The 26,056-nt window shown below is 66.6% G+C and carries 22 protein-coding genes; 10 read left to right on the top strand and 12 right to left on the bottom strand.

The features are described 5' to 3' along the window. Position 1 precedes the first annotated feature (1 nt). The 6 genes from ACYKG1_RS08885 to cmk form a co-directional block, all read right to left on the bottom strand. The gene (locus ACYKG1_RS08885; RefSeq protein WP_478472413.1) at positions 2 to 991 is read right to left on the bottom strand and encodes an MraY family glycosyltransferase; all 990 of its coding nucleotides are present in this window, start codon (positions 989 to 991) and stop codon (positions 2 to 4) included. A gap of 3 nt (positions 992 to 994) precedes the next feature. Next, the gene (gene lapB / locus ACYKG1_RS08880) at positions 995 to 2,173 is read right to left on the bottom strand and encodes a lipopolysaccharide assembly protein LapB (protein WP_005416232.1); all 1,179 of its coding nucleotides are present in this window, start codon (positions 2,171 to 2,173) and stop codon (positions 995 to 997) included. 6 nt (positions 2,174 to 2,179) lie between these two features. After that, positions 2,180 to 2,464, bottom strand: a complete 285-nt coding sequence (locus tag ACYKG1_RS08875) for a lipopolysaccharide assembly protein LapA domain-containing protein (RefSeq protein ID WP_100472034.1) — start codon at positions 2,462 to 2,464, stop codon at positions 2,180 to 2,182. Positions 2,465 to 2,541: 77 nt separating this feature from the next. Further along, positions 2,542 to 2,847, bottom strand: a complete 306-nt coding sequence (locus tag ACYKG1_RS08870) for an integration host factor subunit beta (RefSeq protein ID WP_005409286.1) — start codon at positions 2,845 to 2,847, stop codon at positions 2,542 to 2,544. A gap of 87 nt (positions 2,848 to 2,934) precedes the next feature. Then, the gene (gene rpsA, locus ACYKG1_RS08865; RefSeq protein WP_005416230.1) at positions 2,935 to 4,620 is read right to left on the bottom strand and encodes a 30S ribosomal protein S1; all 1,686 of its coding nucleotides are present in this window, start codon (positions 4,618 to 4,620) and stop codon (positions 2,935 to 2,937) included. 198 nt (positions 4,621 to 4,818) lie between these two features. Beyond that, positions 4,819 to 5,496 (bottom strand): (d)CMP kinase, encoded by a 678-nt coding sequence (cmk, locus tag ACYKG1_RS08860; RefSeq protein ID WP_014036894.1) that lies wholly within the window; start codon positions 5,494 to 5,496, stop codon positions 4,819 to 4,821. A gap of 197 nt (positions 5,497 to 5,693) precedes the next feature. Between cmk and ykgO the strand changes: the two genes are divergently transcribed. The 6 genes from ykgO (at position 5,694) to ACYKG1_RS08830 (ending at position 10,193) form a co-directional block, all read left to right on the top strand. Next, a complete protein-coding gene (gene ykgO / locus ACYKG1_RS08855; protein WP_005409283.1) occupies positions 5,694 to 5,819 on the top strand; it encodes a type B 50S ribosomal protein L36 in 126 nt (41 codons plus the stop codon). Between the two features lie 175 nt (positions 5,820 to 5,994). Further along, a complete protein-coding gene (locus ACYKG1_RS08850) occupies positions 5,995 to 6,294 on the top strand; it encodes a hypothetical protein (protein ID WP_428993181.1) in 300 nt (99 codons plus the stop codon). 39 nt (positions 6,295 to 6,333) lie between these two features. Beyond that, a complete protein-coding gene (locus ACYKG1_RS08845) occupies positions 6,334 to 7,371 on the top strand; it encodes an agmatine deiminase family protein (RefSeq protein ID WP_478472412.1) in 1,038 nt (345 codons plus the stop codon). Positions 7,372 to 7,535: 164 nt separating this feature from the next. Continuing rightward, a complete protein-coding gene (locus tag ACYKG1_RS08840; protein ID WP_478472411.1) occupies positions 7,536 to 8,423 on the top strand; it encodes a carbon-nitrogen hydrolase in 888 nt (295 codons plus the stop codon). Between the two features lie 14 nt (positions 8,424 to 8,437). Then, positions 8,438 to 8,968: a GNAT family N-acetyltransferase gene (locus ACYKG1_RS08835; protein WP_100472031.1), complete on the top strand. Its 531-nt coding sequence runs from the start codon at positions 8,438 to 8,440 to the stop codon at positions 8,966 to 8,968. 4 nt (positions 8,969 to 8,972) lie between these two features. After that, on the top strand, positions 8,973 to 10,193 hold the full coding sequence (locus tag ACYKG1_RS08830; protein WP_087922302.1) for a TraB/GumN family protein: 1,221 nt from the start codon (positions 8,973 to 8,975) through the stop codon (positions 10,191 to 10,193). 134 nt (positions 10,194 to 10,327) lie between these two features. On the opposite strand, the gene ACYKG1_RS08825 is transcribed toward ACYKG1_RS08830, so the two are convergent. The 3 genes from ACYKG1_RS08825 to ACYKG1_RS08815 are packed head-to-tail and all read right to left on the bottom strand — an operon-like array spanning position 10,328 to position 18,074. Further along, positions 10,328 to 13,414 carry an efflux RND transporter permease subunit gene (locus tag ACYKG1_RS08825; protein WP_100472030.1) on the bottom strand — a complete coding sequence of 1,029 codons (3,087 nt, stop codon included), beginning with the start codon at positions 13,412 to 13,414 and terminating at the stop codon, positions 10,328 to 10,330. Continuing rightward, positions 13,411 to 16,932 (bottom strand): efflux RND transporter permease subunit, encoded by a 3,522-nt coding sequence (locus ACYKG1_RS08820; protein ID WP_100472029.1) that lies wholly within the window; start codon positions 16,930 to 16,932, stop codon positions 13,411 to 13,413. The genes ACYKG1_RS08825 and ACYKG1_RS08820 overlap by 4 nt, the downstream gene beginning before the upstream one ends. Next, positions 16,929 to 18,074 carry an efflux RND transporter periplasmic adaptor subunit gene (locus ACYKG1_RS08815; RefSeq protein ID WP_262084164.1) on the bottom strand — a complete coding sequence of 382 codons (1,146 nt, stop codon included), beginning with the start codon at positions 18,072 to 18,074 and terminating at the stop codon, positions 16,929 to 16,931. The genes ACYKG1_RS08820 and ACYKG1_RS08815 overlap by 4 nt, the downstream gene beginning before the upstream one ends. A gap of 205 nt (positions 18,075 to 18,279) precedes the next feature. Between ACYKG1_RS08815 and ACYKG1_RS08810 the strand changes: the two genes are divergently transcribed. Both ACYKG1_RS08810 and ACYKG1_RS08805 read left to right on the top strand, forming a co-directional pair. Then, positions 18,280 to 18,669, top strand: coding sequence for a c-type cytochrome (locus ACYKG1_RS08810; RefSeq protein WP_005413034.1), 390 nt, complete (start codon positions 18,280 to 18,282; stop codon positions 18,667 to 18,669). A gap of 9 nt (positions 18,670 to 18,678) precedes the next feature. Then, entirely contained in the window at positions 18,679 to 19,140 is a 462-nt protein-coding gene (locus tag ACYKG1_RS08805; RefSeq protein ID WP_100472027.1) for a c-type cytochrome, read from the top strand. Between the two features lie 146 nt (positions 19,141 to 19,286). Here ACYKG1_RS08805 and ACYKG1_RS08800 read toward each other — a convergent pair whose 3' ends face one another. Continuing rightward, on the bottom strand, positions 19,287 to 21,167 hold the full coding sequence (locus ACYKG1_RS08800) for an ATP-binding cassette domain-containing protein (protein WP_478472409.1): 1,881 nt from the start codon (positions 21,165 to 21,167) through the stop codon (positions 19,287 to 19,289). A 159-nt stretch (positions 21,168 to 21,326) separates the two neighbouring features. Continuing rightward, a complete protein-coding gene (locus ACYKG1_RS08795; protein WP_478472408.1) occupies positions 21,327 to 22,202 on the bottom strand; it encodes a LysR substrate-binding domain-containing protein in 876 nt (291 codons plus the stop codon). Between the two features lie 101 nt (positions 22,203 to 22,303). Here ACYKG1_RS08795 and ACYKG1_RS08790 point away from each other — a divergent pair, with 101 nt between their 5' ends. Then, positions 22,304 to 23,383 carry a YeiH family protein gene (locus ACYKG1_RS08790; RefSeq protein WP_478472407.1) on the top strand — a complete coding sequence of 360 codons (1,080 nt, stop codon included), beginning with the start codon at positions 22,304 to 22,306 and terminating at the stop codon, positions 23,381 to 23,383. A 154-nt stretch (positions 23,384 to 23,537) separates the two neighbouring features. After that, complete coding sequence (gene dbpA, locus ACYKG1_RS08785) at positions 23,538 to 24,914, top strand: ATP-dependent RNA helicase DbpA (protein WP_478472406.1); 1,377 nt, start codon at positions 23,538 to 23,540, stop codon at positions 24,912 to 24,914. A gap of 90 nt (positions 24,915 to 25,004) precedes the next feature. Here dbpA and ACYKG1_RS08780 read toward each other — a convergent pair whose 3' ends face one another. Then, positions 25,005 to 25,541 (bottom strand): adenine phosphoribosyltransferase, encoded by a 537-nt coding sequence (locus ACYKG1_RS08780; protein WP_100472022.1) that lies wholly within the window; start codon positions 25,539 to 25,541, stop codon positions 25,005 to 25,007. Positions 25,542 to 26,056 lie beyond the last annotated feature (515 nt).

Raw genomic sequence — 26,056 nt, 5'->3', positions numbered from 1 at the left:
GTCAGGTAATTCCTTGTCGGTGGCGCATTCCATTGCGCAGGAGGAGCCAGAGGACGCTCAGCGCGATGAACCACGCGATCGCCACGGCAGCCTCCCACCTCGGCTGCAAATTGGAGCAGACATTGAACACTGTAATACTGAACAGGCCCAAAGCAAAGTACATCCCTGTCACCTGGGGGTGACTGGCTCCTGCCTGCACCGCGCGCTGGTAGACATGCTGGGTATGGGGTTCCATCCAGCGTTGTCCTGAAATGATGCGCGCCAGCAGTGTGAAGCCCGCGTCCACAAGGAACGGCGAAACCGGTACCAGCAGCAGCATCCAGTTGATATCGGTCCGCACGCTGGCGAGCGCCAGCACGGCGGCGACCGCATACCCCAGCGCGCCACTTCCGACATCGCCCATGAAGATCCGGGCCCGAGGGAAGTTGAACGGCAGGAATCCGAGGCACGCCAGCCCCAGGGCCACAGCGGCAAGTGAGTACGGCCACGGCAGCACCGGCACCAGCCCCAGCATCGCCACGACGGCCTGGCTGGCGGCAATGCCATTGATGCCGTCCATGAAGTTCCAGATGTTGATCAGCGAGGCGGTGAACAGCAGCACCAGCGCCGCCAACAGCCAGCTGCCACCGTTCACCTTGACCAGGCCGGCCAGCAGCGCCGCAGCGATGAAATGCACCAGCAAGCGACGCATCGCCGGCAGGGGCCTGTGGTCGTCCCACCAGCCGATGCCGGCCACCAGCACCAGCCCAAGGCTGGCCACCAGCACACTGGGCGTGCTTTCGGGCCAGGCCCAGATGGCCACGCCAGCCGTCACCAGCAGGCTGATGACGATGGCGATGCCGCCACCGCGCGGGGTGGCGACGCTATGGCTGCGGCGTTCGCCGGGCTGGTCCATCAACTGCTGGCGCAGTGCATAGCCGCGTGCAGCCCAGGTCAGCAACGCACTCAGCAGGGCGAGCCCCAGCAGCGCGCCCATCACAAGCCAGGGCATGGATCAGAGCACCGCGTAGTTCAGCAGCGGCTTGACCGTTCCCCATTCCTTGCAGCTCGGGCACTGCCAGTGGTGGGTACGCGCACCGAAGCCGCAGCGCGTGCAGCGATAAGCCGGGTTGCGCACCAGCAACTGGTCGGTGATGTGCTTGAGGTCATGCAGGGTGGCGGTGGAATCGGCCCCCTCGGCGAGGGTCAGGTCGATCAGCGCGGACTCACCCCGCACCGACGGCCGATCCTTGAGCTGGCGACCGAGGTAGGCACGGGCCGGAGCCACGCCCTCCTGCTCTTCCATCAGCCGGGTCAACGCCAGCACCGGGGCAATGCCGCGGTAATGCTCGGTCATCTCCGACAGGAAGGCACGTGCGCCGGCCAGGTCGCCGACCTTGCGATAGTTCTGCATCAACGCCGGCAGCAGTTCCGGCAGGTACTCAGGATCGTTGCGCGCGGCGCGCTCAAAGGCGCGCACGGCAGCTTCCGGATTGCCCGCGTCGGTTTCCAGCCGGCCCTCGATGATACCGGCGCGCACCGACATCGCATCGGCCTGATAGGCCCGGGCGATCGCTGCCCTCGCCTCTTCCAGCTTGCCGGCACCGCGGAACCGCTCGGCCAGCTCGCACTCGAACTGCCCGATCAGCTTGCCCATCGGCTCGCCGGTGACGTCCTCGAAACGGGTGGCGTTGTCGATCGCCTTTTCCCAATCGCGTTCGGCCTGGTAGATACCGATCAGGTGCTTGAGCGCCTGCGGTGCACGTTGATCCAGCTGCGCCAACTCGGTGAACACAGTCTCGGCACGATCCAGCAGGCCGGACTTCATGTAGTCCTCGCCCAGCGCCAGCAGCGCCTGCACGCGCTGCGCGTCACTCAGGTCATGGCGGTTGACCAGACCCTGGTGCAGGCGGATGGCGCGGTCGACTTCACCGCGGCGGCGGAACAGGTGGCCCAACGCGACCTGGGTCTCGAAGGTTTCCTTGTCCAGCTCGGCGATGTGCAGGAACAGCTCGATGGCCTTGTCCGGCTGCTCGTTGAGCAGGTAGTTCAAGCCACGGAAATAGGTGCTCGACAGGCGGCTGACCTGGCTGTCACCGTGGCGTTGACCACCACGCCGCCCGATCACCCACCCGGCCAGTGCGGCCAGCGGAACGAACAGGAAGAACCAGAACCACTCGGTGACGAAATCCATCTTCGATCAACGTCCATCAAAAGATTGCGGGGAAGCCACCGGTGCCGGCGAAGCGACAGCGGACTTGTTGGCACGGCGCAGCTGGCCGTAGAGCGGAATGACCACGCTCACCAGCACCAGCCCGGCACCAACCACGACACCGACCAGCAGCGCAGCGATCAGGGCCACGCCCACCGAGGTATGCAGTTCGGTAAACAGCAGATTGATCGACATCGCGGTCATGTTGACCGCACCGATGATCAATCCAAGGATCAGCACCGCCAGCAGGACCAGCAGACGAAAAACCTTCATGCGACAGCTCCAGTGGCAGGAGTCCGTAGCTTATCCGACTCGCGGCTGGATTCGCACGCGGTGGCGCGACGGAAGGCTCAGGCCGGATCGGCGTCCAGCGGCAGCACACTGCTGACCCGCTCGCGCAGTTCCTTGCCCGGCTTGAAATGGGGGACATGCTTGCCCGGCAGGGCAACCGATTCGCCGGTCTTCGGGTTGCGACCCAGGCGCGGCGGACGATAGTGCAGCGAGAAGCTGCCAAAACCCCGGATTTCGATGCGATCCCCGGCGGACAGCGATCCGCCCATCATTTCCAGCAACGACTTCACCGCCAGATCGACATCATCGGCCTTCAGGTGCGCCTGGCGGCGCGCAAGGATTTCGATCAGTTCGGATTTGGTCATTACCGGCTCACATCAGGGGCATCTCAGCCTGAAACGGCCCGGGCAATGCCCGGGCCGTCCAGGAAACAACGAACAGCGTAAGGCCGATTACTCGGACTTGTTGCCGTTCAGCTGTGCACGCAGCAGCGCGCCCAGCTGGGTGGTGCCGCTGGAAGCCGAAGAGGACTGGTATTCCTCCAGCACTTCGCGCATTTCCGCGTCGTCCTTGGCCTTGATCGACAGCTGCAGGGTACGGCCCTTGCGGTCCATGCCCACGAACTTGGCTTCGACCTTGTCGCCGACCTTCAGGTGCTGGGTGGCGTCGTCAACGCGCTCGTTGGCGATGTCGCGGGCCGAGACGTAACCTTCGATGCCGTCAGCCAGCTCGATGATCGCGCCCTTGGCGTCGACTTCCTTCACCACGCCTTCGACCTTGGAGCCCTTCGGATTGGCAGCCATGTACTGGCCGAACGGATCCTGCTCCAGCTGCTTCACGCCCAGGGAGATGCGCTCGCGCTCCGGATCGACAGCCAGGACGACGGCGTCCAGGGTATCGCCCTTCTTGAAGTTGCGAACGACGTCTTCGCCGGTGGTGTTCCAGCTGATGTCCGACAGGTGGACCAGGCCATCGATGCCGCCGTCCAGGCCGATGAAGATGCCGAAGTCGGTGATCGACTTGATCTGGCCCGAGACCTTGTCACCCTTCTTGTGGGTGGCAGCGAAGGTTTCCCACGGATTGGCGGCAACCTGCTTCATGCCCAGCGAGATGCGGCGACGCTCTTCATCGACGTCCAGCACCATCACTTCGACTTCATCGCCAACCTGGACAACCTTGGACGGGTTGACGTTCTTGTTGGTCCAATCCATCTCGGAGACGTGCACCAGGCCTTCGACGCCCGGCTCGATCTCAACGAACGCACCGTAATCGGTGACGTTGGAGACCTTGCCGAAGACGCGGCTGTTGGCCGGGTAACGACGGCCGATGTTGTCCCACGGATCCTCGCCCAGCTGCTTCAGGCCCAGCGAAACGCGGTTGCGCTCGCGGTCGAACTTCAGCACGCGGACGTCCAGCTCGTCGCCGACGTTCACGACTTCCGACGGGTGACGCACGCGCTTCCACGCCATGTCGGTGATGTGCAGCAGGCCGTCGATACCGCCCAGGTCCACGAATGCGCCGTAGTCGGTCAGGTTCTTGACGACACCCTTCAGGATCGCGCCTTCCTGCAGCTTGTCCATCAGCTGCTCGCGCTCTTCCGAGTGCTCGCTTTCGACGACAGCGCGGCGCGAGACCACGACGTTGTTACGCTTGCGGTCCAGCTTGATGAGCTTGAACTCGAGCTCCTTGCCTTCCAGGTAGGCCGGATCGCGCACCGGGCGCACATCGACCAGGGAACCCGGCAGGAAGGCGCGGACATCCTTGATGTCCACGGTGAAACCACCCTTGACCTTGCCGCTGATGCGGCCGGTGATGGTTTCGTTCTTTTCCAACGCTTCTTCCAGCTCGTCCCACACCATCGCGCGCTTGGCCTTCTCGCGCGACAGGACGGTTTCGCCGAAGCCGTTCTCGATCGAGTCGAGGGCGACCTTGACGATGTCGCCTTCGGCGACGTCGATTTCGCCAGCGTCGTTACGGAACTGTTCGATCGGCACGATGCCTTCGGACTTCAGGCCAGCGTTGATCACCACGACGTCGCCGCGGACTTCAACAACGGTACCGCTGACGATGGCGCCCGGCTTCAGCTTGGCCAGATTGGCCTGGCTGGCTTCAAACAGTTCGGCAAATGATTCGGTCATTAGATTTACTCTGTTGGACACATGGGTCGGTGGCGTCCCCTTCAGGGGAATGGCGACCGCCCGCCTGTTGGTCGACCCCGGAAACGCAGGTCGTGTGTAGTAGGAAAACCGCCACGCATCATTGCGCGACGGAGCTGGTACAGCACTGCTATGCGCGACCACCGCCGATGCTGCTGGCAGTGCTCCCGCGCGAACGGATCAGGCAGCCGGAACCGGAAGCAGATCCATCACTCTGGCAACGACATCATCGATGCCGATGCCTGTGGTGTCGATGAGGACAGCATCGTCTGCCGGCTTCAGGGGCGCCACGGTACGCTGAGCATCACGGGCGTCGCGGGCCATGATCTCGCGCAGGAGGTCATCAAAGTTAACAGAAACCCCCTTGTCTTTCAACTGCTTATGCCGGCGCTCGGCGCGCTCCTCGGCACTGGCGGTCAGGAAGACCTTGTAGGAGGCGTCCGGGAAGATCACCGTACCCATGTCGCGGCCGTCGGCGACCAGGCCCGGCAGCTCCCTGAATGCGCGCTGGCGCTCCTTCAGCGCAGCCCGGACCTCGGGAATGGCGGCAATGGCCGAGGCCAGCGCCCCGGTGGTCTCCAGGCGCAGCTCGTCGGTGGCATCGGTGCCGTTGACCATGACCCGCATGGCATCGCCCTGCTCGACAAACTGAACGTGGGTGTCGAAGGTGCAACGAACCAGCGCCGAGGCATCGGAGGTATCGATGTCGGCCCAGCTTGCAGCCACCCCCACCGCCCGGTACAGCGCACCCGAATCCAGGTAATGCCAGCCCATCCTGCGCGCGATGATGCGGCTGATGGTACCCTTGCCGGCCCCGGATGGGCCGTCGATGGTCAGGACGGGAGCGAGTGGATTCATGGGGGTCCCAGAGCGTGTGAAGAGGCCATTCTAGCCCCTGCCAGACGCCCCGAGCGGGATCTTTTGTGCAACCACTTGAAACCACGAGGAAAAGCCCGGTAGAATGGCGGGCTTGAACGAGCGTCAACTGCCGATTGTCTTTCGCATATCGCGGCCACGCTCCACCCGAACAACTACTGTTTACGCCGAGGTATGCCATGAAAGTCCTGTCCTCCCTGAAGTCGGCGAAGGCCCGTCACCGTGACTGCAAGGTCGTGCGTCGTCGTGGCAAGATCTTCGTCATCTGCAAGTCGAACCCGCGTTTCAAGGCGCGTCAGCGCTAAGCCTCACAGCCTTCCGGCTGCGGCTGGCCCTGCGCGGGGCCGACCCGATGCAAGAAACCGCCTTCGGGCGGTTTTTTGTTTATGCGGCTTTTTCCTGCCGTTTTTGCTGTAATCGCCTTTCTTGACCACTGGGGAGTAGATCGAGATGAAGCGTTACCTGTCCGCCCTGGCCGTGATGGCCACCCTGGCCGCCGCCACACCGGCACTGGCCGATACCCTGCTTGTCGACCGTGCCCGCGAGAAGCCGGCCGGTGCCGTGCCCGTGCGTGGCCAGAGCATGCAGCAGGTGCAGGCGCAGTTCGGCGCGCCAAGCGAGCAGCTGCAGCCGCGTGGCGGGCAGAAGCGGCAGTGGCCGACCATCAACCGCTGGGTGTACCCGCAGTTCACCGTCTACTTCGAGAAGCAGAAGGTGATCAACGTGGTAGCCAACCAGGCGGACCCGAACGAAATCGGCCCGAAACCGCCGATCCGTTGATCCCATTACCCGCCGTGGGCGGGCCTGTGTAGCGAGACCATGAACCAGACCCTTCGTTTTCCTGCCGAGTGGGAAGCCCAGAGCGGCGTCCTGATTGCCTGGCCCACCGCCGACACCGACTGGGCCGACCGCCTGGGCCAGGTGGAAGAGACCTACATCGCCCTGGTCGCGGCCATCACCCGCTTCCAGCCGGTGCTGATCTGCGTGGCCGACGACGATGTGGAGACCTATGCCGAGATGCGGCTGCGCTCCAACCGCATCGACATGGACAAGGTCCACTTCACCACGGCCGCCTACGACGATACCTGGCTGCGCGACTCCGGCCCGATCACCCTGCGCCGTGCCGACGGCGGTTTCCAGCTGCTGGATTTCCGCTTCACCGGCTGGGGCGGCAAGTTCGACGCCACGCTGGATGACCAGCTGGTGGGCGTGCTCGACCAGGCCGGCGTGTTCAACGATGCGCCGGTGCGCAGCATTCCGTTCGCGCTGGAAGGCGGCGGCATCGAAACCGATGGCGAAGGCACCCTGCTGACCACCTGGAAGTGCCTGCACGAGCGCCATCCGGACCGCGACCGCGACAGCCTGAGCGCCGACCTGGCCGACTGGCTGCAGCAGGACCGCGTGCTGTGGCTGGACCACGGCTACCTGGAAGGCGACGACACGGACGCGCACATCGATACCCTCGCCCGCTTCGCTTCGACCGACAGCATCGTCTACCAGGCCTGCGACGACGAGAGCGACTCGCACTACGCCGAACTGCAGGCGATGGGCAACGAACTGGCCGCGCTGCGCACAAAGGACGGCCAGCCGTATCGCCTGTTCCCGTTGCCGTGGGCGCAGCCGGTGATCGACGAAGGCCGCCGCCTGGCCGCCTCGTACGCCAATTACCTGATCGTCAATGGCGCGGTGCTGATGCCGGCCTATGGCGATCCGGCCGATGATCTGGCCCGCGATGTGCTGGCGCAGGCGCACCCGGGCCGGGAGATCGTGCAGGTGCCCTGCCGCTCGCTGATCTGGCAGAACGGCAGCCTGCACTGCATCACCATGCAGCTGCCGGCGGGGTTGTTGAAGGCGTAAATCGCGCGGTAGCGCCGGGCCATGCCCGGCGAGCGCAGCGGCATCTGGAAAATCCGCCGGGCAGGGCCCGGCGCTACCGGTTGCGTGCACCCATTCAGCGCGCGACACGCCGTCGCCGCCCATCCGCGCTAACATGCTGCTTTTCCCCCGCAGGAACGCCCCGCATGAACTCGCGCAGCCCCCTTACCGTCGCCCTGATCCAGGAGCGCAACCACGGTGATGCCGCCGCCAACCTGGCGGTGATCGAAGCACGCGTGGCCGAGGCGGCTGCGCAGGGTGCCAAGCTGGTGCTGCTGCAGGAACTGCACAACGGCCCGTATTTCTGCCAGCACGAATCGGTGGACGAGTTCGATCTGGCCGAGCCGATTCCGGGCCCGAGCACCGAGCGCCTGGGCGCGCTGGCGAAGAAGCATGGCGTGGTACTAGTCGGCTCGCTGTTCGAGCGCCGCGCTGCCGGCCTGTACCACAACACCGCCGTGGTGTTCGAGAAGGATGGCACCCTGCTCGGCAAGTACCGCAAGATGCACATCCCGGACGATCCGGGCTTCTACGAGAAGTTCTACTTCACCCCGGGCGACATCGGCTTCACGCCGATCGACACCTCGGTGGGCCGCCTTGGCGTGCTGGTCTGCTGGGACCAGTGGTACCCGGAAGCGGCACGCCTGATGGCGCTGGCCGGTGCCGAACTGCTGCTCTACCCGACCGCGATCGGCTGGGATCCGGACGATGTGCAGGACGAGAAGACCCGCCAGCGCGACGCCTGGGTGCTGAGCCACCGCGGCCACGCCGTGGCCAACGGCCTGCCGGTGCTGAGCTGCAACCGCGTCGACCACGAAGCCTCGCCGCTGGGCGCGTCGGGCATCCAGTTCTGGGGCAACAGCCACGTGCTCGGCCCGCAGGGCGAGTTCCTGGCCGAAGCCGGCACCGACGCCACCGTGCTGCTGTGCGATGTCGACCTGCAGCGCAGCGAGCACGTGCGCCGCATCTGGCCGTTCCTGCGCGACCGCCGCATCGACGCGTACGGCGACCTGCTCAAGCGCTACATCGACTGAGCCGGAGCCCGCGCATGGCCGTCCTCATCCGTGATGCCGGCCCGGCCGACATCGACGCGATCACCGCGATCTATGCGGTGGAAGTGACCGACTTCGTCAACACCTACGAGTACGACATTCCGGACGCGCCCGAGATGCTGCGCCGCATGCGCGACATCATCGACCGCGGTTTCCCCTACCTGGTCGCCGAGATCGACGGCCGGGTCGCCGGCTATGCCTACGCCAACACCTACCGCACCCGCGTTGCCTACCAGTGGACCGTGGAGAACTCGGTCTACGTCGATGCCCGCTTCCAGGGCCAGGGCGTCGGCACCGGCCTGCTGCAGGCCCTGATCGATGCCTGCGTGGCGCGTGGTTACCGGCAGATGGTGGCGGTGATCGGTGAGCCGACCAACACCGCGTCGATCAAGCTGCACGAACGCTTCGGCTTCGAGCTGGTGGGCGTGTTCCGTGGCCTTGGCCGCAAGCACGGCCGCTGGCTGGATACCGTGCAGATGCAGCGCGCGCTCGGCGATGGCGCCGACACCGCACCTTCCAATGAATGAATCCATGACTGAAACCCTTCCCGAGACCGGCGACGACCTGTTCGCCGGCCAGCCGGTGCGCGTCGTCGAACGCGACGGCGTGCGCTACACCCTGCTGGGCACCGCCCACGTTTCACGCGCCAGCGTCGAGGCAGTGGAAAAGGCCATCGACAGCGGCCGCTTCGATGCGGTGGCCGTCGAACTGGACCCGCAGCGCCTGCAGGCACTGAGCGACCCGGATACGCTGGCCAAGCTCGACCTGGTCGAGGTGATCCGCAAGGGCCGCGTCGCCCTGTTCGCTGCCAACCTCGCCCTGTCCGCCTACCAGCGCCGCCTGGCCGAGCAGCTCGACATCGAGCCGGGTGCCGAACTGAAGCGTGCGGTGGAACTGGCACGCGAACGCAACCTGCCGGTGCACCTGATCGACCGCGAAGTCGGCCTGACCTTCCGCCGTGCGTCGCAGCGGCTGGGGTTCTTCGGCAAGCTGAAGCTGGTCGCCGGGCTTGGCGCCGGCCTGTTCTCGTCCGAGGAAGTGGGCGAGAACGAGATCGAGAAGCTCAAGCAGGGGGACATGCTGGAATCGAGCTTCGGCGAGTTCGCCAGCGAGAGCCCGGCGCTGTACGAGACCATCATCGGCGAGCGTGACCGTTACATGGCCACGCGCCTGCGCGAAGAACACGACCTGCAGCAGCGCGAAGTGCTGGCGGTGGTCGGCGCCGGCCACCTGGCCGGGCTGGCCCGCTACCTGGAAACCGACACCGAGGCGCCGGCACCGCTGCGTGCCGAGCTGGAGGCGGTGCCTAAGAAGCGCAACATTCCTTGGTTCACGCTCGGCATCCTGGCGATCGTGGCGACCGGCATCGGCGTGGGCTTCTACCGCGGCGGCCTGGGCGTGGGCACCGAGCTGCTGGCGACCTGGGCGATGTATACCGGCGGCCTGGCGGGCCTGGGCTGCCTGCTGGCCGGCGGCCACCCGCTGAGCATCCTCACCGCGATCGCGGTGGCCCCGTTCAAACCGTTCCGCCTGAGCATCCCGACCGGTGCGTTCTCGGCGCTGGTGGAAGCGCGGCTGCGCAAGCCCGCGTATGAGGACTTCCTGAAGCTTCGCGATGATGCGCAGAGCCTGAAGGGCTGGTACCGCAACCGGGTCACCCGCGTGGTGCTGACCTTCATGCTGACCAACATCGGTAGCATGCTCGGCCTGTGGCTGACCACCTTCAAGGTGTGGGGCAAGGTCGCCGGTTGATTGCAACACCCCGCCGGGCATGGCCCGGCGCTACCGCGATGCGGTGATGGGTGGTGCCGGGCGATGCCCGAAAAAAAGGGGGAGGCCGCCCCACTACGACCGGCCTCCCCCACACCACAACACGTTGTCGCGCATTACAGCCGGGCAGCCCCCGGCTCTACCATCTCCAGACCGCGCGCGCGGCGGATCAGCCGCGTCACGGCAGTGCGCAGGTCATCGAGCACCGCGTAGATGGTCGGCAGGAACAGCAGGCTGACCACGGTCGAGAACGCCAGGCCGCCGGCAATCGCGCGCGCCATCGGTGAATACTCCGGGCCATCGCCGAACATCTGCGTATCCGTCAGCGAGATCGGCACCATCGCCAGGATCGCCGTGCCCATGGTCATCATGATCGGGCGCAGGCGTTCGCGTGAGCCCTCCACCAGCGCCTGGGTACGGCCCATGCCGCTGCGCCGCAGGTTGTTGATGTGCTCGATCATCACGATGCCGTTGTTCACCACCACGCCCATCAGCACCAGGATGCCGATGAAGGACATGATCCCGAACGAGGTCCCGGTGATCCAGAACAGCCAGAACACGCCGAAGATCGAGAACAGCACGCCGCTCATGATCGCCGCCGGGAACAACAGCGATTCGAACACCGCCGCCATCACCACGTAGATCATCACCAGCGCGATCAGCAGGTTGAACACCATCTGCTGCATGGCTTCGTCATCGTTGCCGTAGTCACCGCCGTCGAAGGTAAAGCCATAGCCGGCCGGGAAGTTCATCGGCTTGAGCACGGCTTCAATCGCCTTGCGCCCATCCGGTGCCGTGATCTTCTCGGCCAGGTTGGCCTTGATGGTCAACGTGGTCTGGCGGTTGGTGCGGCCGATCTGGGTGGCCGACGAACCGACATCGACGGTGACCAGGCTCAGCAGCGGCACGCTGCGACCGTCGCCGGTGCGCACGCTGAAGCCGGCCAGGTCTTCCGGGCTGCTCTGCTCGGCACCGGCGAAGCGCACCCACACCGGTACTTCATTGTCGCCGCGGCGGAACTCGCGCATCGGCGCACCGCGCAGCGCCAGCCCGACGAAGCTGGCCACCTGCTCGGCGTTGAAGCCGAACGCCGCGGCACGCTCGCGGTCCACGCGCACCTTCAGTTCGCCGCCCTTCTCGCCGTTGTCGATGCGCACGTCGCGCAATTCGGCACGCTGCGCCAGCAACGGCACCACTTCCTGGCCGATCTCCTGCAGCATCGAGCTGGAATCACCCACCAGCTGCACCTGCACGCCCTGGTTGCTGCCGCCACCGCCATCGCCGCCCTGGTTGCCGACGAAGTAATCGGTGCGGGCCGACTTCGGCAGGCCCTTGCGCAGTTCCTCCTGCAGCGACTTGATGTCCTTGGCGTACTTTTCGTCCAGGGTGACGACCGTGGAGCTGCCTTCCTGCTCGCTGTACCAGGAGTACACCTGCTTCACGTGCAGGCGTTCGCGGTTCTGGTCGATCCAGTTCTCCACCCGCGCCACTTCCTCGGACATCTGCCGGTAGGTGTAGGCACCCTTCCACATGTAGCCGATGAAGATGTCCTTGCCACCCTCGCCACCGAACATGTCGACCTTGGTCAGCTTCATCGGCACCAGGCTGACCAGCACCACCAGCAGGATGCCGAGCAGGCTCCAACCGCGGTGATGCAACGACCAGTCCAGCAGCTGCGCGTAGCGCCGCTGCAGGCGCGCGATCAGGCCGGTCTGCGAGTGCACCAGCTTGGGCGTGGCCATCCGTGCGGACAGCATCGGGATCAGGCTGACCGCGACCAGCCACGAGGCCAGCAGCGAGACCGAGATGGTGATCGCGATCTGCGCCATGAAGATGCTGATGTTGTTGGTCTCGCCGAACAGGTTCGGCACGAACACGATGCAGTGGCACAGTGTTCCGGCGCTGAGCGCGATGGCCACGTTGCGCGTGCCGATGATCGAGGCCAGCCGTGGCTGCCCCGGCATGCGCTCGCGCTCCTGGTAGATGCTCTCCACCACCACCACGGCATTGTCGACAAGCATGCCCACCGCCAGCAGCAGGCCCATCATGGTCAGGATGTTCAGTGTCACCCCGACGAAGTACATGAAGCCCAGGGTGATGGTGAAGCAGATCGGGATGGCCAGCGTCACCATCAGCGTCGACGGCCAATGGCGCAGGAAGAAGAACAGCACGGTTACCGACAGGATCAGGCCCACCGCGCCGGCCTCGGCCAGCTCCAGCAGCGAGGACGTCACCGCCTTGCCCTGGTTGTCGATCACCTTGATCTGCACGTCGCGCATCGACGGCTGCGCGCGGATCGACTCGACCTCGGCCAGCGCCGCACGCGAGACGTCCACCAGGTTGGCACTGCGCTCCTTGAAGATGTCCAGGCCCACCGCCGGGTTGCCGTCCAGGCGGCGCCCGTAGTTCATCCGCGCCGGCTTCAGGCGCACGTCGGCGATATCGCCCAGGCGCAGGCCCTTGGCATTGATCACCAGGTCGCGCATTTCCTGCAGGTCGGTGATCTCACCCACCGGCTGCACGCGCACGCGCTGGCCGTTGTCGTCGATCTGCCCGGCCGAGATCGAGAAGTTCAGCGTGCGCAGGCGCTCGCTCAGCTCGTTGATGCTCAACCCATGCGCGTTGAGCCGGTTCGGATCGATGGCGATCTCCACCTCGTTTGGCGGCGCGCCGGTGATATCGACGCGGGCCACGCCAGGGATGCGCTCGATGCGCCGCTTGAACTCGCGGTCGAGCATGTCATAGGCGGTGGTCAGATCGGTGGTGCTGGCGAGGCGCACCTTCAGCACGGGCTGGTCGCTGCTGGACCACTTGAACACGTTGTAGCGCTGCAGGTCGTCGGGCAGGTCGCTGCGGATCGCATCGATGCGCTCACGTGCATCGGACGCGGCAATCGCAATGTCGCGGTCCCAGTCGCTGAACTCGATGTAGATCAGCGCCGCCTCGGAGGTGGCCGACGAGCGCATGCGCTTGATGCCGGTCATCGTCGCCAGCGATTCCTCGACCGGCCGGATGATGGTCCGTTCCACTTCTTCCGGGGTCGAGCCGGTGTACGGAATCTGCACGAACAGGAACGGTGCGGAGATGTCCGGCAGCGCCTCCAGCGGCAATCGGAACGAAGCGATCAGTCCGATCACCACCAGCGATACGAAGCACATGATGGTGGTGACCGGGCGGCGGATGGAGAACTCGGCAACACTCATGCCGGTTCCTCCCCACCTGCCACGCCGCCTTCATCGCCGTGCAGGCCTTCACCGGCGTGCTTGCGGCCGCGCTCTCGATAATAGGCGTCGCCACGGCGATCCATCAGGTCATATACCACCGGGATCACCAGCAGGGTCAGCAGCGTCGACACCAGCAGGCCACCGATCACGGTGATCGCCATGGGTGCGCGAACCTCGGCGCCCTCGCCCATCGCCACCGCCAGCGGCAGGAAGCCGAACAGCGTGCACAGGGTGGTCATGATGATCGGGCGCAGGCGCGAGCGTGCACCTTCCACCAGCGCCTCGTGCTTGGCCACGCCGGCCTCGCGCAGCTGGTTGACCTTGTCGATCAGGATGATGGCGTTCTTGGTGACCAGGCCGACCAGCAGGATCAGGCCGATGAACACCACCACCGAGATGGGCTTGCCGGTCAGCATCAGCGCCAGGATCGCGCCGACCAGCGCCAGCGGGATGGTGAACAGGATCACGAACGGGTGCAGCAGCGATTCGAACTGCGAGGCCATCACCAGGTAGACCAGGAAGATCGCCAGGCCGAAGGCGAAGATCAGCGACTTCGCCGCCTGCGCCAGCTCCTCGCCCTGGCCGCCGATGTGCAGGCCGACGCCCGCGCCCAGCGGCTGCTCGGCGACCATCTGCTGCACTTCGCGCATGGCTGCGCCAAGATCGATGTCGCGCAGGTTGGCCGACACCACTGCAACCCGGGTCTGGTCGGCGCGGTGGATCTCGCTGGGGCCAGTGGTGGCGACCACATCGGCCACCGCGTCCAGGGTGACCGGACGGGTGCTGCCGGGGTTGACGATCAGGCGGCGGATGCTCTCCACGCTGGCGCGGTCACCTTCCTGCGCACGCACCAGCACGTCGATCTTGCGGTCACGGAAGCTGTAGCGGGTGGCGACATCGCCGCGCACCTTCTTCACCACCACGTCGGCGATCTGGCGGGTGGTCAGGCCCAGCGCACCGGCGCGCTCCTGGTCGAAGCGGATCTGGATTTCCGGGAAGCCCTCTTCCACCGTCGACTTCACGTCGGCGTAGTGCGCATTGCCGCGCAGCATCGCCGCCAGGCGCTGGCCGGCCACTTCCAGGGTGGCCATGTCCTGCCCGCGCAGCTCGATTTCCAGCGGCGTGGAGAAGCTGAACAACGCCGGTCGCGCGAAGTCGACCTGGGCACCCGGGTGCTGGCTCATGGTGCCGCGCAGGCGCTCGGTGATCGCCGCTTCAGTGTGGGCATTGCCGCCGCCTTCCATCACCACGGTCAGCTTGCCGATGTTCTCGCCGCTTTCGGTCGGGCTGGCATCCAGCCGGGTGCCGCTGCCGCTTACGCCATACAGCGAGGCCACGCCTTCGCCCTTGCCGTGCGCCAGCTGCAGCTCGCGCACCAGCGCATCGGTCTGCTTGAGCGGCGTACCGGCCGGCAGCTTCACCGTCATTTCGAAACGGTCCTGTGCCAGCTGCGGGATCAGGTCCGCGCCAAGCATCGGCACCAGCGCCATGGTCGCCACGAAAATGATGGCCGCCACGCCCAGCACCTTGCCGGGATGCGCCAGTGCGCCCGGCAGCAGGCGCAGATAGCCACGCTCGGCGCCGGCATAGGGCTTCATCGCCAGGTCGCTGGCCTTGCGCATCACCGGGCCGACCACCGCGACCATGCCGCGCCACAGGCGCACCACCAGCCAGGCCAGCGCATAGAAGCTCCAGCGCACGCTGGCGACCACGCCACGGCGGCCCAGCGCAACCGGCTTCTGCCAGCGCTTCTGCGGCTGCCACGCTGCGTTCGGCGCCTCTTCCGGGAAGGCCAGCGGCGGCCGTCCCTTCAGCGAGCTTAGCATCGGGATCAGGGTCATCGACACCAGCAGCGAGATCGCGATGGCGATCGCCACGGTCAGCGCCTGGTCGCGGAACAGCTGCCCTGCGATGCCGTCGACGAACACCAGCGGCAGGAACACGGCGATGGTGGTCAGGGTCGAGGCGACCACCGCCATGCTCACTTCACGGGTGCCAGCAATCGCTGCCTGCAGGATGCCCAGGCCACGCTCACGGGCCTTGGCGATGCTCTCCAGTACCACGATCGAGTCATCCACCACCAGGCCCGTGGCCAATGCCAAGCCCCCCAGCGACATCACGTTCAAGCTCAGGCCGAGCTGGCCCATGAAGAAGAACGTGGCGATGATCGAGACCGGCAGCGACAGGCTGATCACGAACGTGCTCCAGCCATCGCGCAGGAACAGGAAGATGATCAGGATCGCCAGCAGGCCGCCGATCACGGCATCCTTCTTGACGTCGGCGATGGCGTGCTCGATGAAGCGCGACTGGTCCTCGATGGTGGTCAGCTCGACATCGGACGGGAACGTGCCCTTGATCTGCTCCAGGCGCTTGCGCAGCGCTTCGGCGGTGGACACGGTGTTGGCGTCACCTTCCTTGTAGATGGCCAGCTCGACCGATTCCTTGCCGCCCAGGCGGATGATTGCTTCACGCTCCTTGTAGCCCTGGCGCACGGTGGCCACGTCCTTCAGGCGCACCGGCACGCCGTTGGCAACCACGCTGGAGCCACCACCGGACGATGCGCTCTGTGCCGCTGACGCCGCGGCGATGGCGGCCGCCGAACCGGTCGACGCGGCGATGTTGAACATCTGCTGCAGCGCCGAGTCCGCCGCGCTGCCATTGGCGGCCTGGGTGGTGACCAGCAGGTTGCGGATTTCCTCCAGGTCGGCGAACTGGTTGACGGTACGCACCAGGAAGCGTTGCGAACCCTCCTCCAGGCGACCGCCGGAGATGTTGATGTTCTCGTCCTTCAGGCGCTTGATGACGGTGTCGATCGGCAGGTTCAGCTGGGCAAGCTTCTGCTGGTCGATGTCGACCTGGATCTCGTCCTCCAGGCCACCGCCCACCTTGACGGCCGCCACGCCGGTGACCGGCTCCAGCTTCTTCTTGAGGTCTTCATCGGCATAGCGGCGCAGGCCGGTCAGCTCGCGCACCGCATCGGCATCGCTGGTCGGCGCCGTCTTGTTCGACAGCACCAGGCGCATGATCGGCTCGGTGGATGGATTGAAGCGCAGCAGCACCGGGGCCTTGGCCTCCAGCGGCAGGTTCAGCGCCTCCATCTTGTCGCGCACCTCCAGGCTGGCCTGGTCCATGTTGGTGCCCCAGGCGAACTCCAGCACCACGTCGCTCTGGCCGGTACGCGAGACCGACTTCAGCTTGCGCAGGTTCTTGACCACGCCGACCGCCTCTTCGACCGGCTGGGTGATCAGGGTTTCGATTTCAGTCGGCGCCGCACCGGTGTATTCGGTGCGCACGGTCAGCGTCGGGTAGCTCAGGTCGGGCAGCAGGTTGACCTTGAGGTTGCCCAGCGCGATCAGGCCGAACAGCAGCAACGTGACCGTGCACATGGCGATGGTTACGCGGCGGCGGGTGGCGAATTCCACCAGGCCGCCGCGCATGCCGGCGGCGGCGCCGTCGCTCGCCGGCGAGGCACCGTGGTCGTGGCCCGGGGCGGTCATTGCTTGCTCCCGGCCTTGTCTGCCGGCTTGGCGGCCGCTGCGACCGTCTTCGCCTTCGGATCGGCAATCACCTGCACCGTGGTGCCGTCGCGCAGGGCGACCTTGCCGGCGGTGACCACCTGATCACCGGCCGCCAGGCCATCACGGATCTCCACCCACGGGCCCTCGGCGTAACCCAGCTTGACCGGAACGCGCGCGACCTTGCCTTCGCGCACCCGGAACACCGCCGGCTCACCGTCGTCGAGCAACGCCAGGCGCGGTACGACCAGCGCATCGGCACGCTGGTCGTAGTCGATGCGGATGCGACCGAACATGCCGGGCTGCAGCGCGTCTGCGGCACCGTCGAAGGCGCTGACCACGCGAAACGTGCCGCTGCCCGAGTCCACCACCGGCGCGATGCGATCGACGGTGCCGGTGAAGCTCTGCCCCGGCAGCGCGTCCGCCGCCAGCGTCACCGGCTGGCCGGCGCGCAGGGTGGCCAGCTCGCGCTCGGGCACGTTGAGGGTGGCTTCCAGCCGCGAGTTGTCGACGATGCGGAAGATCGGCGTGTTGATCTGCACGAAGTTGCCGGTCTTGATCGAGCGCGAGGCGATCACGCCTGAGATCGGTGCCACCACCGTGGTGTAGGACAGCTCCAGCGTGGCCAGCCGGTACTGCGCGCGGACGTTTTCCAGGTCGTAGCGCAGCTGGTCGACATCGGCGGCGCTGACCATCTGCTGGCCGACCAGCTTCTGTGCACGCTGGTAGTTGTTTTCCAGCTTGCGCATCTGTGCTTCGCTCTGCGCAACGGCCAGGCGTGCACGATCCGGGTCCAGCCGCACCAGCGGCTGGCCGGCGGTCACCCGCTGCCCTTCCTCGACCAGCACCGCCAGCGCTACGCCGGAGGTCTTGGCGACCACCTGCGACTCGGCGCGTGGTTCCAGCGCGGCAGTGCCGGTGTAGCTGGCGGCGACGGCACGATGGCTGGCCACCGCCACTTCGACCGGGACGGCGTCGACCTTCTTCTCCTCCTTGGTCTCGGCAGCCTTGGCTTCGGAATTGGGCCCTGCGGCGCAACCGCCCAGCAGCAGGGAGGTGGAGATCAGCAGTGCGGCAGCGCAGATTCCGCTGCGACGGCCGGACAGGAAGGTTGGGTGCGACATCGTCAGGTCCCTGGAGGATGCGTGGACAGGTGTGGTAGCAAAGTAATGCACCACTTCACGGCAACACCATATCCCAAAGGTCATGGTGTCTTCACGCCGCTGGTCGGCCCACCCCCATTTCAGCTAGATGAAACCTGGGGCTATACTCGGGTCGTTCCGTACCCCACGCCGGAACGACCAGACCCGAATCCCCGGAAACGACACCATGCGCCCGCAGCCGCTCGCCGCTTGTCTCGCTCTGGCCGTCCTCCTGCCCCTTGGGGCCGCCGCACAGCCCGCTCCTGCTCCTGCCACACCCGCCCCGGCACCGGCTCCCGCCGCTGCGCCGGCGCCCGCCGCGCCCACCGGCAATTTCGACAATGGCCGAGTGCTGGCCTACACCTGCCAGGGCTGCCACGGCATCACCGGCTACAAGAACGCCTACCCCAGTTACCGGGTGCCGAAGATCGGCGGCCAGACCCAGCAGTACCTGGCCCAGGCGCTGACCGAGTACCGCCAGGGCAAGCGCCGGCATCCGACGATGCAGGCGCAGTCGATGAGTTTCAGCGAACAGGAGATCGCCGATCTCTCTGTTTACCTGTCCACCGTCAAGTAAGGCCCGCCCATGTCGAAAGCCGCGCATCCGATGCGTCACGCCATCGCCCTGTCCGTTGCCCTGCTGCTGGCGGCCTGTTCACAGTCGCAGGTGGAAAACAGCGAGAAATCCGCCGCCGACCCGGGCCATGCCAGCGGCGAACACGGTTCTTCATCCTCCGCTGGCCTGCCGCCGGGCCGCGAGGCTGCCGGTGAAGCCCGCGCCAAGGTGAAGGGCAAGGCCACCAACCAGAGCTGCATCGATTGCCACGGGGCCGATGGCAACGCGCCGATCGATCCGACCTATCCGAAGCTGGGTGGGCAGTACGGCGATTACCTGGCGCACGCACTGCAGGCCTACCGTGCCGGTGACCGCCAGCATGCGCTGATGACGCCGCAGGCCAAGGACCTGAGTGATCAGGACATTGCCGATCTGGCGGCGTATTTCGGCAGCCGGCCGAGCCAGCTGCGGGATCTGCACGGGGTCAAATGACCGCTGGCCCCCCGGTGGGTGCGGACCTGGGTCCGCACTGATGCAGCCATCCACGCATGGCGTGGATCTACCAGGCATCGGCGTTGGTAGGTGCGGACCGTTGGTCCGCACGGATCCCTGAGTTCACCGGCAGCGCCGGCAGACGCTCAGCCTTCCAGTTCTTCCCAGCGTGCGTACGCGGCATCCAGCTCGGCCTGCACCTTGGCCAGCTGCTGGGTGTGCGCGGTCACTTCGGCACTGCTGCGGGTGTAGAACGAGGGGTCGTTCATCGCCGAGGTCAGGCCTTCGACATCGCCTTCCAGCTTCTCGATGGTCTTCGGCAGCTGCTCCAGCTCGCGTGCTTCCTTGTAGGCCAGCTTGCGCTTGGGGGCTGCGGGAGTCGCCGCCGCCGCAGCAGCCGCCGGTGCAGCGGACGCCGGCTTGGGGGCCGCGGCAGGCGCAGCCACGCTGGCCGCATAGCGCTGCCAGTCGCTGTAACCACCGACGTACTCGCCGATCACGCCGTCGCCCTCCATCACCAGCGTGGACGTCACCACGTTGTCGATGAAGTCACGGTCGTGGCTGACCAGCAGCAGCGTGCCGGTGTACTCGCCAAGCAGCTCTTCCAGCAGCTCCAGGGTTTCCACGTCGAGGTCGTTGGTCGGTTCGTCCATCACCAGCAGGTTGGAGGGCTGCGCGAACAGCTTGGCCAGCAGCAGGCGGTTGCGCTCGCCACCGGACAGGCGGGTGATCGGCGCGCGCGCGCGCTCCGGAGTGAACATGAAGTCCTGCAGGTAGGCATGCACGTGCTTGCGCTTGCCGTTGAACTCGAGGAAATCGCGGCCTTCGGCCACGTTCTCGATCGCGCTCCAGTCTTCGCGCAGCACCGCGCGGTACTGGTCGAAATACGCGATCTGCAGGTTGGTACCGGCGTTGACCTCACCCTGGGCCGGCTGCAGTTCGCCCAGCAGCAGCTTCAGCAGCGTGGTCTTGCCGCTGCCATTGGGGCCGATCAGGCCGATGCGGTCGCCACGCAGGATGGTGGTGGTGAAATCGCGGACCATGGTGCGCTCGCCGAAGGCGAACGAAATGTCCTTGACGTCGATGACCTTCTTGCCGGAGCTGACGCCCTGCGCGGCTTCCATCTTGACGTTGCCGCTGAGGTCGCGGCGCTGCGAACGTTCGGTGCGCATCGCCTTGAGGCGGCGTACGCGGCCTTCGTCGCGGGTGCGGCGTGCCTTGATGCCCTGGCGGATCCAGACTTCTTCCTGCGCCAGCAGCTTGTCGAAGCGTGCGTTTTCCTGCGCCTGTGCGTTGAGGCGTTCCTCACGGCGACGCTCGTAGTTGGCCCAGTCACCCGGCCAGCTGGTGACCTGGCCGCGGTCGATCTCGACGATGCGGGTGGCCAGCGCACGCAGGAAGCGGCGGTCATGGGTGACGAACACCACGCTGCCGCTCCAGCCCTTCAGGAACGCTTCGAGCCAGTCGATGGCCTCGATGTCCAGGTGGTTGGTCGGTTCGTCCAGCAGCAGCACATCGGGGCTGGACACCAGCGCGCGGGCGAGCAGCACGCGGCGCTTCATGCCGCCGGACAGGCGGCCGAACTCGGCCTCGCCGTCCAGGTCGAGCTTGGTCAGGGTTTCGCTGACCCGTTGGTCCAGGCCCCAGCCGTTGGCGGCGTCGATCTTGGCCTGCACGTTGCCGAGGGCTTCGCCATCGAAGACCTCGGCATGGCTGAGGTGGTGGAACTCGGCCAGCCACTGGCCCAGTTCGCCGAGGCCATCGGCGACGACGTCGAACACCGAGCCGGCCGCGCCGTGTGGCACTTCCTGCTCCAGGCGGGTGACGCGCACGCCCTGCTGCACGCGGACTTCGCCGTCATCGGGCTTGTGGTCGCCGGACAGCAGCTTGAGCAGGGTGGATTTGCCGGCGCCGTTGCGGCCGATCAGGGCGATGCGTTCGCCCGGCTCGATCGACAGTTCGGCCTTTTCCAGCAACAACGGGCCGCCGACGCTGAAGTCGACGTTCTGCAGAGTAATCAGAGGCATCCGGATATTGTACGGGTTGGGGGCGTCGGCCGGGTTGCACCCGGCCCCTGTAAAGGCAACGGCCGCAGCTAAAGCAACGTCAAAAGCTGGCTTCCTGTGGGAGGCGGGACGGCATGGGCAGGAAGTGTCGATGGATGGAGTCGACGGGGACCTGATGGCTTACCCCACCTCCCCCAGCAACGCCTGCAGCCCAGGCAGCCATTGCTTGCCCGGGTGGCGTACCAACCACAGGGTGCGCTGCAGGGCGGGCAGCGGGGTCTCCAGCACGCGCAGGCGGCCCAAGGCCAAGGGCTCTTCCAGCGCGTGGCGCGAAAGACAGGCCACGCCGAGGCCGGCGATGGCGGCTTGCTTGATCGCTTCGGTGTTGCCCAGCTGCAGGGTCTGGGCGAAGCCGCGCAGATGCGGCAACAGCGCCTGTTCGACCGCTTCGCGGGTGCCGGAGCCCGGTTCGCGCAGCAGCCAGCGTGCGCGGCGCAGTTCGTCCAGTGAGCAGCGCGCGGCAGCGTCTGCCGCGCCGACGATCACCAGCGGATCCTGCTGCCAGGCGGTGACCTGAAGCCCGCGCTCGTGGCATGGGCCTTCGATCAGGCCGGCGTCCACATCCAGGCGCTGCACAGCGGCAACCACGCCGGCACTGTTGTCGATGCGCAGGTCGACTTCGGCCTGCGGCGCCTGTCGCAGCAGATCGGCGATGCGCGGTGGCAACAGGTAGTTGCCGATGGTGGTACTGGCCGCCAGCACCAGCCGCAGCGGTGCACCCTGCGACGGGTCGCCGCCAGCGGCCAGCTGCCGCTCCAGATCGGCGGCGTTGACCAGCAACGTGCGCGCCGGCTCCAGCAGCGCGCGGCCGTGCCCGTTCAGGGCCAGGCGGCGGCCGATGCGGTCGAACAGCGGGGTGCCGAAGTGCGCCTCCAGCTCCTGCAGCGCGGCGCTGCTGGCCGACTGCGAGAGCGCAATGGCCTGGCCGGCGGCAGTGGTGCTGCCATGGTCGGCGATGGCGACGAAGACCTGCAGCTGGCGCAAGGTCAGGCGCATGGCATTTACCCGCTTGATAGGTAGGTTTCACCCATATTATTCGTTTTACAGGTCAGCGACAGAAGCGCACGCTTGCCTCATCACTCCAGCCCTGCCCTGCCATGAATGCCCCCGCTCTCTCCTCCTGGTCCCTGCCCGCCCTGCGCCAACGCTGGCAGCCGCGGCTGCCCGGCCTGCTGCTGGTCGGCCTGATCGCGGCGGTCTCGCTGTACCTGGCCGAGCTGCCCTGGCTTCAGGCGCACGGCCTGAGCGCGCTGACCGTGGCCATCGTCGCGGGGATCGTGGTCGGCAATACGTTCTACCCGCGGCTGGCACCGGGCACTGCGGCCGGTGTCGGCTTCTCCAAGCACTGGCTGCTGCGCGCCGGCATCGTGCTGTACGGCCTGCGCCTGACCTTCCAGGACATCGGCCATGTCGGCGTCACCGGCGTACTGATGGACGTGCTGGTGGTCGCCAGCACCTTCGGGCTGGCCTGCTGGCTGGGCATGCGCGTGTTCAAGATGGAGCGCGAAGCGGCAATGCTGATCGGCGCCGGCAGTGCGATCTGCGGCGCGGCGGCGGTGATGGCTGCCGAACCGGTGGTGCGCGGCCGTGCTGCGCAGGTCACCGTCGCGGTCTCTACTGTGGTGGTGTTCGGCACGCTGGCGATGTTCCTGTACCCCGCCTTGTACGCGCTGGTGCAATCGCATGGCTGGCTGGCAATGGACGCGCGGCAGTACGGCCTGTTCACCGGTGCGACGGTGCATGAAGTGGCACAGGTGGTGGCGGCCGGCCGTGCGGTCAACGAAGCGGCGGCTGACACGGCGGTGATCACCAAGATGGTGCGGGTGATGCTGCTGGCGCCGTTCCTGGTCGCGCTGTCGTTGTGGCTGGCGCGTGGCGGCAAGGCCAGCGCCGACAGCAGCAAGGCGCGCATCGTGGTGCCCTGGTTCGCGTTCGGTTTCGTGGCGGTGGCCGGGTTCAACTCGCTGCATCTGCTGCCGGCCGGCCTGCAGGCCGGGCTGGTGCAGCTCGATACCGTGCTGCTGGCAATGGCGATGGCCGCGCTTGGCCTGACCACCCACGTCTCGGCACTGCGCCAGGCCGGGCTGAAGCCGCTGCTGCTGGCGCTGATCCTTTTTGCGTGGCTGCTGTTCGGTGGCCTGGCCATCCATCAGGGTGTGCTGGCGGTGCTGGGCTGAGCAGGAGCGTGCCGGCCAAGGTCGGCACCCACCAGCAGATCCACGCCATGCGTGGATGGCGGCTCCAATTGGGGGTCAGAGCCCTTTCCTGCGGAAAGGGATCCGACCCCACCCCATTAGACGGGGGCGGCCGCGCGGACGGGTACAATGCGCCATGACTGACTTCTCGACCCTGCCGCTGAGCCCGGCCCTGCAGCCCGGCCTGGATGCCCTCGGCTACACCACCCTCACCCCCGTGCAGGCGCAGAGCCTGCCGGCCATCCTCGATGGCCGCGACGTGATCGCACAGGCGCCGACCGGCAGCGGCAAGACCGCCGCCTTCGGCCTGGGCCTGCTGCAGGCCATCGACCCCAGCCTGATCCGCGTGCAGGCGCTGGTGCTGTGCCCGACCCGCGAACTGGCCGACCAGGTCGGCAAGCAGATCCGCAAGCTGGCCACCGGCATCCCCAACCTGAAGCTGCTGCTGCTGGTCGGCGGCGTGCCGCTGGGGCCGCAGCTGGCGTCGCTGGAAGGCCACGATCCGCATGTGGTGGTCGGCACGCCCGGCCGCGTGCAGGAGCTGGCACGCAAGCGTGCGCTGAACCTGGGCGCGGTGCGCACGCTGGTGCTGGATGAGGCCGACCGCATGCTCGACATGGGCTTCGAGGAGCCGATCCGCGAGATCGCCGGCCGCACCCACAAGGATCGCCAGAGCCTGCTGTTCTCCGCCACCTTCCCCGACAGCATCCGCGCCATGGCACGTGACCTGCTGCGCGACGCGGTGGAAGTGACCGTGGAGGGTGCCGACCAGGCCCCGGCCATCCGCCACCTGTTCTGCGAGGTGGAGCCGGCGCATCGCCAGAAGGCGCTTGCCGGCCTGCTGCTGAAGTACACGCCGGAATCGGCGGTGGTGTTCTGCAACACCCGCAAGGACGTGGACGAAGTGGCCAACTCGCTGCAGCAGTTCGGCTTCTCCGCACTGGCCCTGCACGGTGACATGGAACAGCGTGACCGCGAGGAAGTGCTGCTGTTGCTGGCCAATCGCAGCTGCAACGTGCTGGTGGCCAGCGACGTGGCCGCACGCGGCCTGGACGTGGAAGAGCTGGCCGCGGTGATCAACTACGAGCTGCCGACCGACGTGGAGAGCTACCAGCACCGCGTGGGCCGTACCGGTCGTGCCGGTGCCAGTGGCCTGGCGATCAGCCTGGTGGCCGGCCGCGAGAAGACCCGTGCCGAAGCGATCGAAGCGCAGATGGGGCAGCCGCTGGACTGGCAGAGGACGCCGCTGGCGACCGCGCGCCCGGCCGAGCTGCCGCAGGCCGCGATGCGCACCCTGCGGATCGACGGTGGCAAGACTGACAAGCTGCGCCCGGGCGACATCCTCGGTGCCCTGACCGGCGACGCCGGACTGTCGAGCAAGTTCATCGGCAAGATCGCGATCTTCCCGACCCGCTCCTATGTGGCAATCGCGCGTGAGCAGGCCAACAAGGCCGTGGCCAGGCTGGAAGCCGGCAAGATCAAGGGCCGTCGTTTCCGCGTGCGGATGATGTAATCAGGTGACCTGCAGGGTCGAGCCATGCTCGACCCTGTGCGCACAGCAAACGGCAGGCGGTGCCAACCAAGGTTGGCACCCACCCTCTGATCAGAACACCAGTTCGGTGTGCAGCGGCAGGTTCGCTTCCCAACGGGCGCGGCCACCGAGGCCATCGAGCTCGACCAGCACGCCGGCACCGACCACGTCAACGCCCAGGCGGCGCACCAGCGACAGCGCAGCGACCAGCGTGCCGCCGGTGGCCAGCACGTCATCGATGATCACTACGCGGGCACCCGCCGTCAGCGCATCGGCGTGCACTTCGATGCAGTCGCTGCGGTATTCCAGCGTGTATTCCTCGCGCAGCACCTGGCCCGGCAGCTTGCCCGGCTTGCGCACCGGCACGAAGCCCACGCCCAGCTCCAGCGCCATCGCGGCGCCAAGGATGAAGCCACGCGATTCGATACCGACCACCGCGTCCAGCTTCTGGTCGCGCCAGCGGTCGGCCATCGCGGTGATCGCGCCGCGGAAGTCCTCGCCGTGGGCGAGCAGCGGCATGATGTCCTTGAACAGGATGCCGGGCTTGGGGAAGTCGGCGATGTCGCGCAGGCGGGAGGCCCACTGCGGAGCGACGATGGCGTCGGTCATGTCACATTGGCTAACTGATGGCGGCATAGGGTACCTGTTCCGGGCGCCGCCTGCCTGATGGGGGTGTCGGCCGGGCTGCGCCCGGCACCTGCAGAGGCCAGAGCGCAATCAAAAGCGAAAGCAAAAGCCGCATTCCGAGGGATGGCGGGGTGGGTCCGGTTGCGGGAGACGTCGTAAACCCATCCATGGGGGCTTGGCCGCGGCATCCATGCCGCGGACACTCCCGCAACCGGACCCACCCCGCCTTCGACAGATCTCTGCGATCTGCAGTAGATCCACGCCATGCGTGGATGAATCTCTATCAAAATCGAATATTTCGAGAATTGAACGAAGAGCATCCACGCATGGCGTAGATCTACCGTGTCGACCAAGGTCGACACCTACCCACAACAGCGGGAATCTGTCGGAGGTGGGGCGGTGTGGGGCTGCAGGACCGTTGGCGCCATGGATGGCGCCATCGAGCCCCCATGGACGGGTTTACGGCGTGTCCTGCAGTCCCACACCACCCCGCCAGA

This window comes from Stenotrophomonas sp. 85239_Sma (assembly GCF_056481725.1).
The sequence above is the reverse complement of the archived record's forward strand: the minus strand, read 5'-3'. Positions and strand labels throughout refer to the sequence as shown.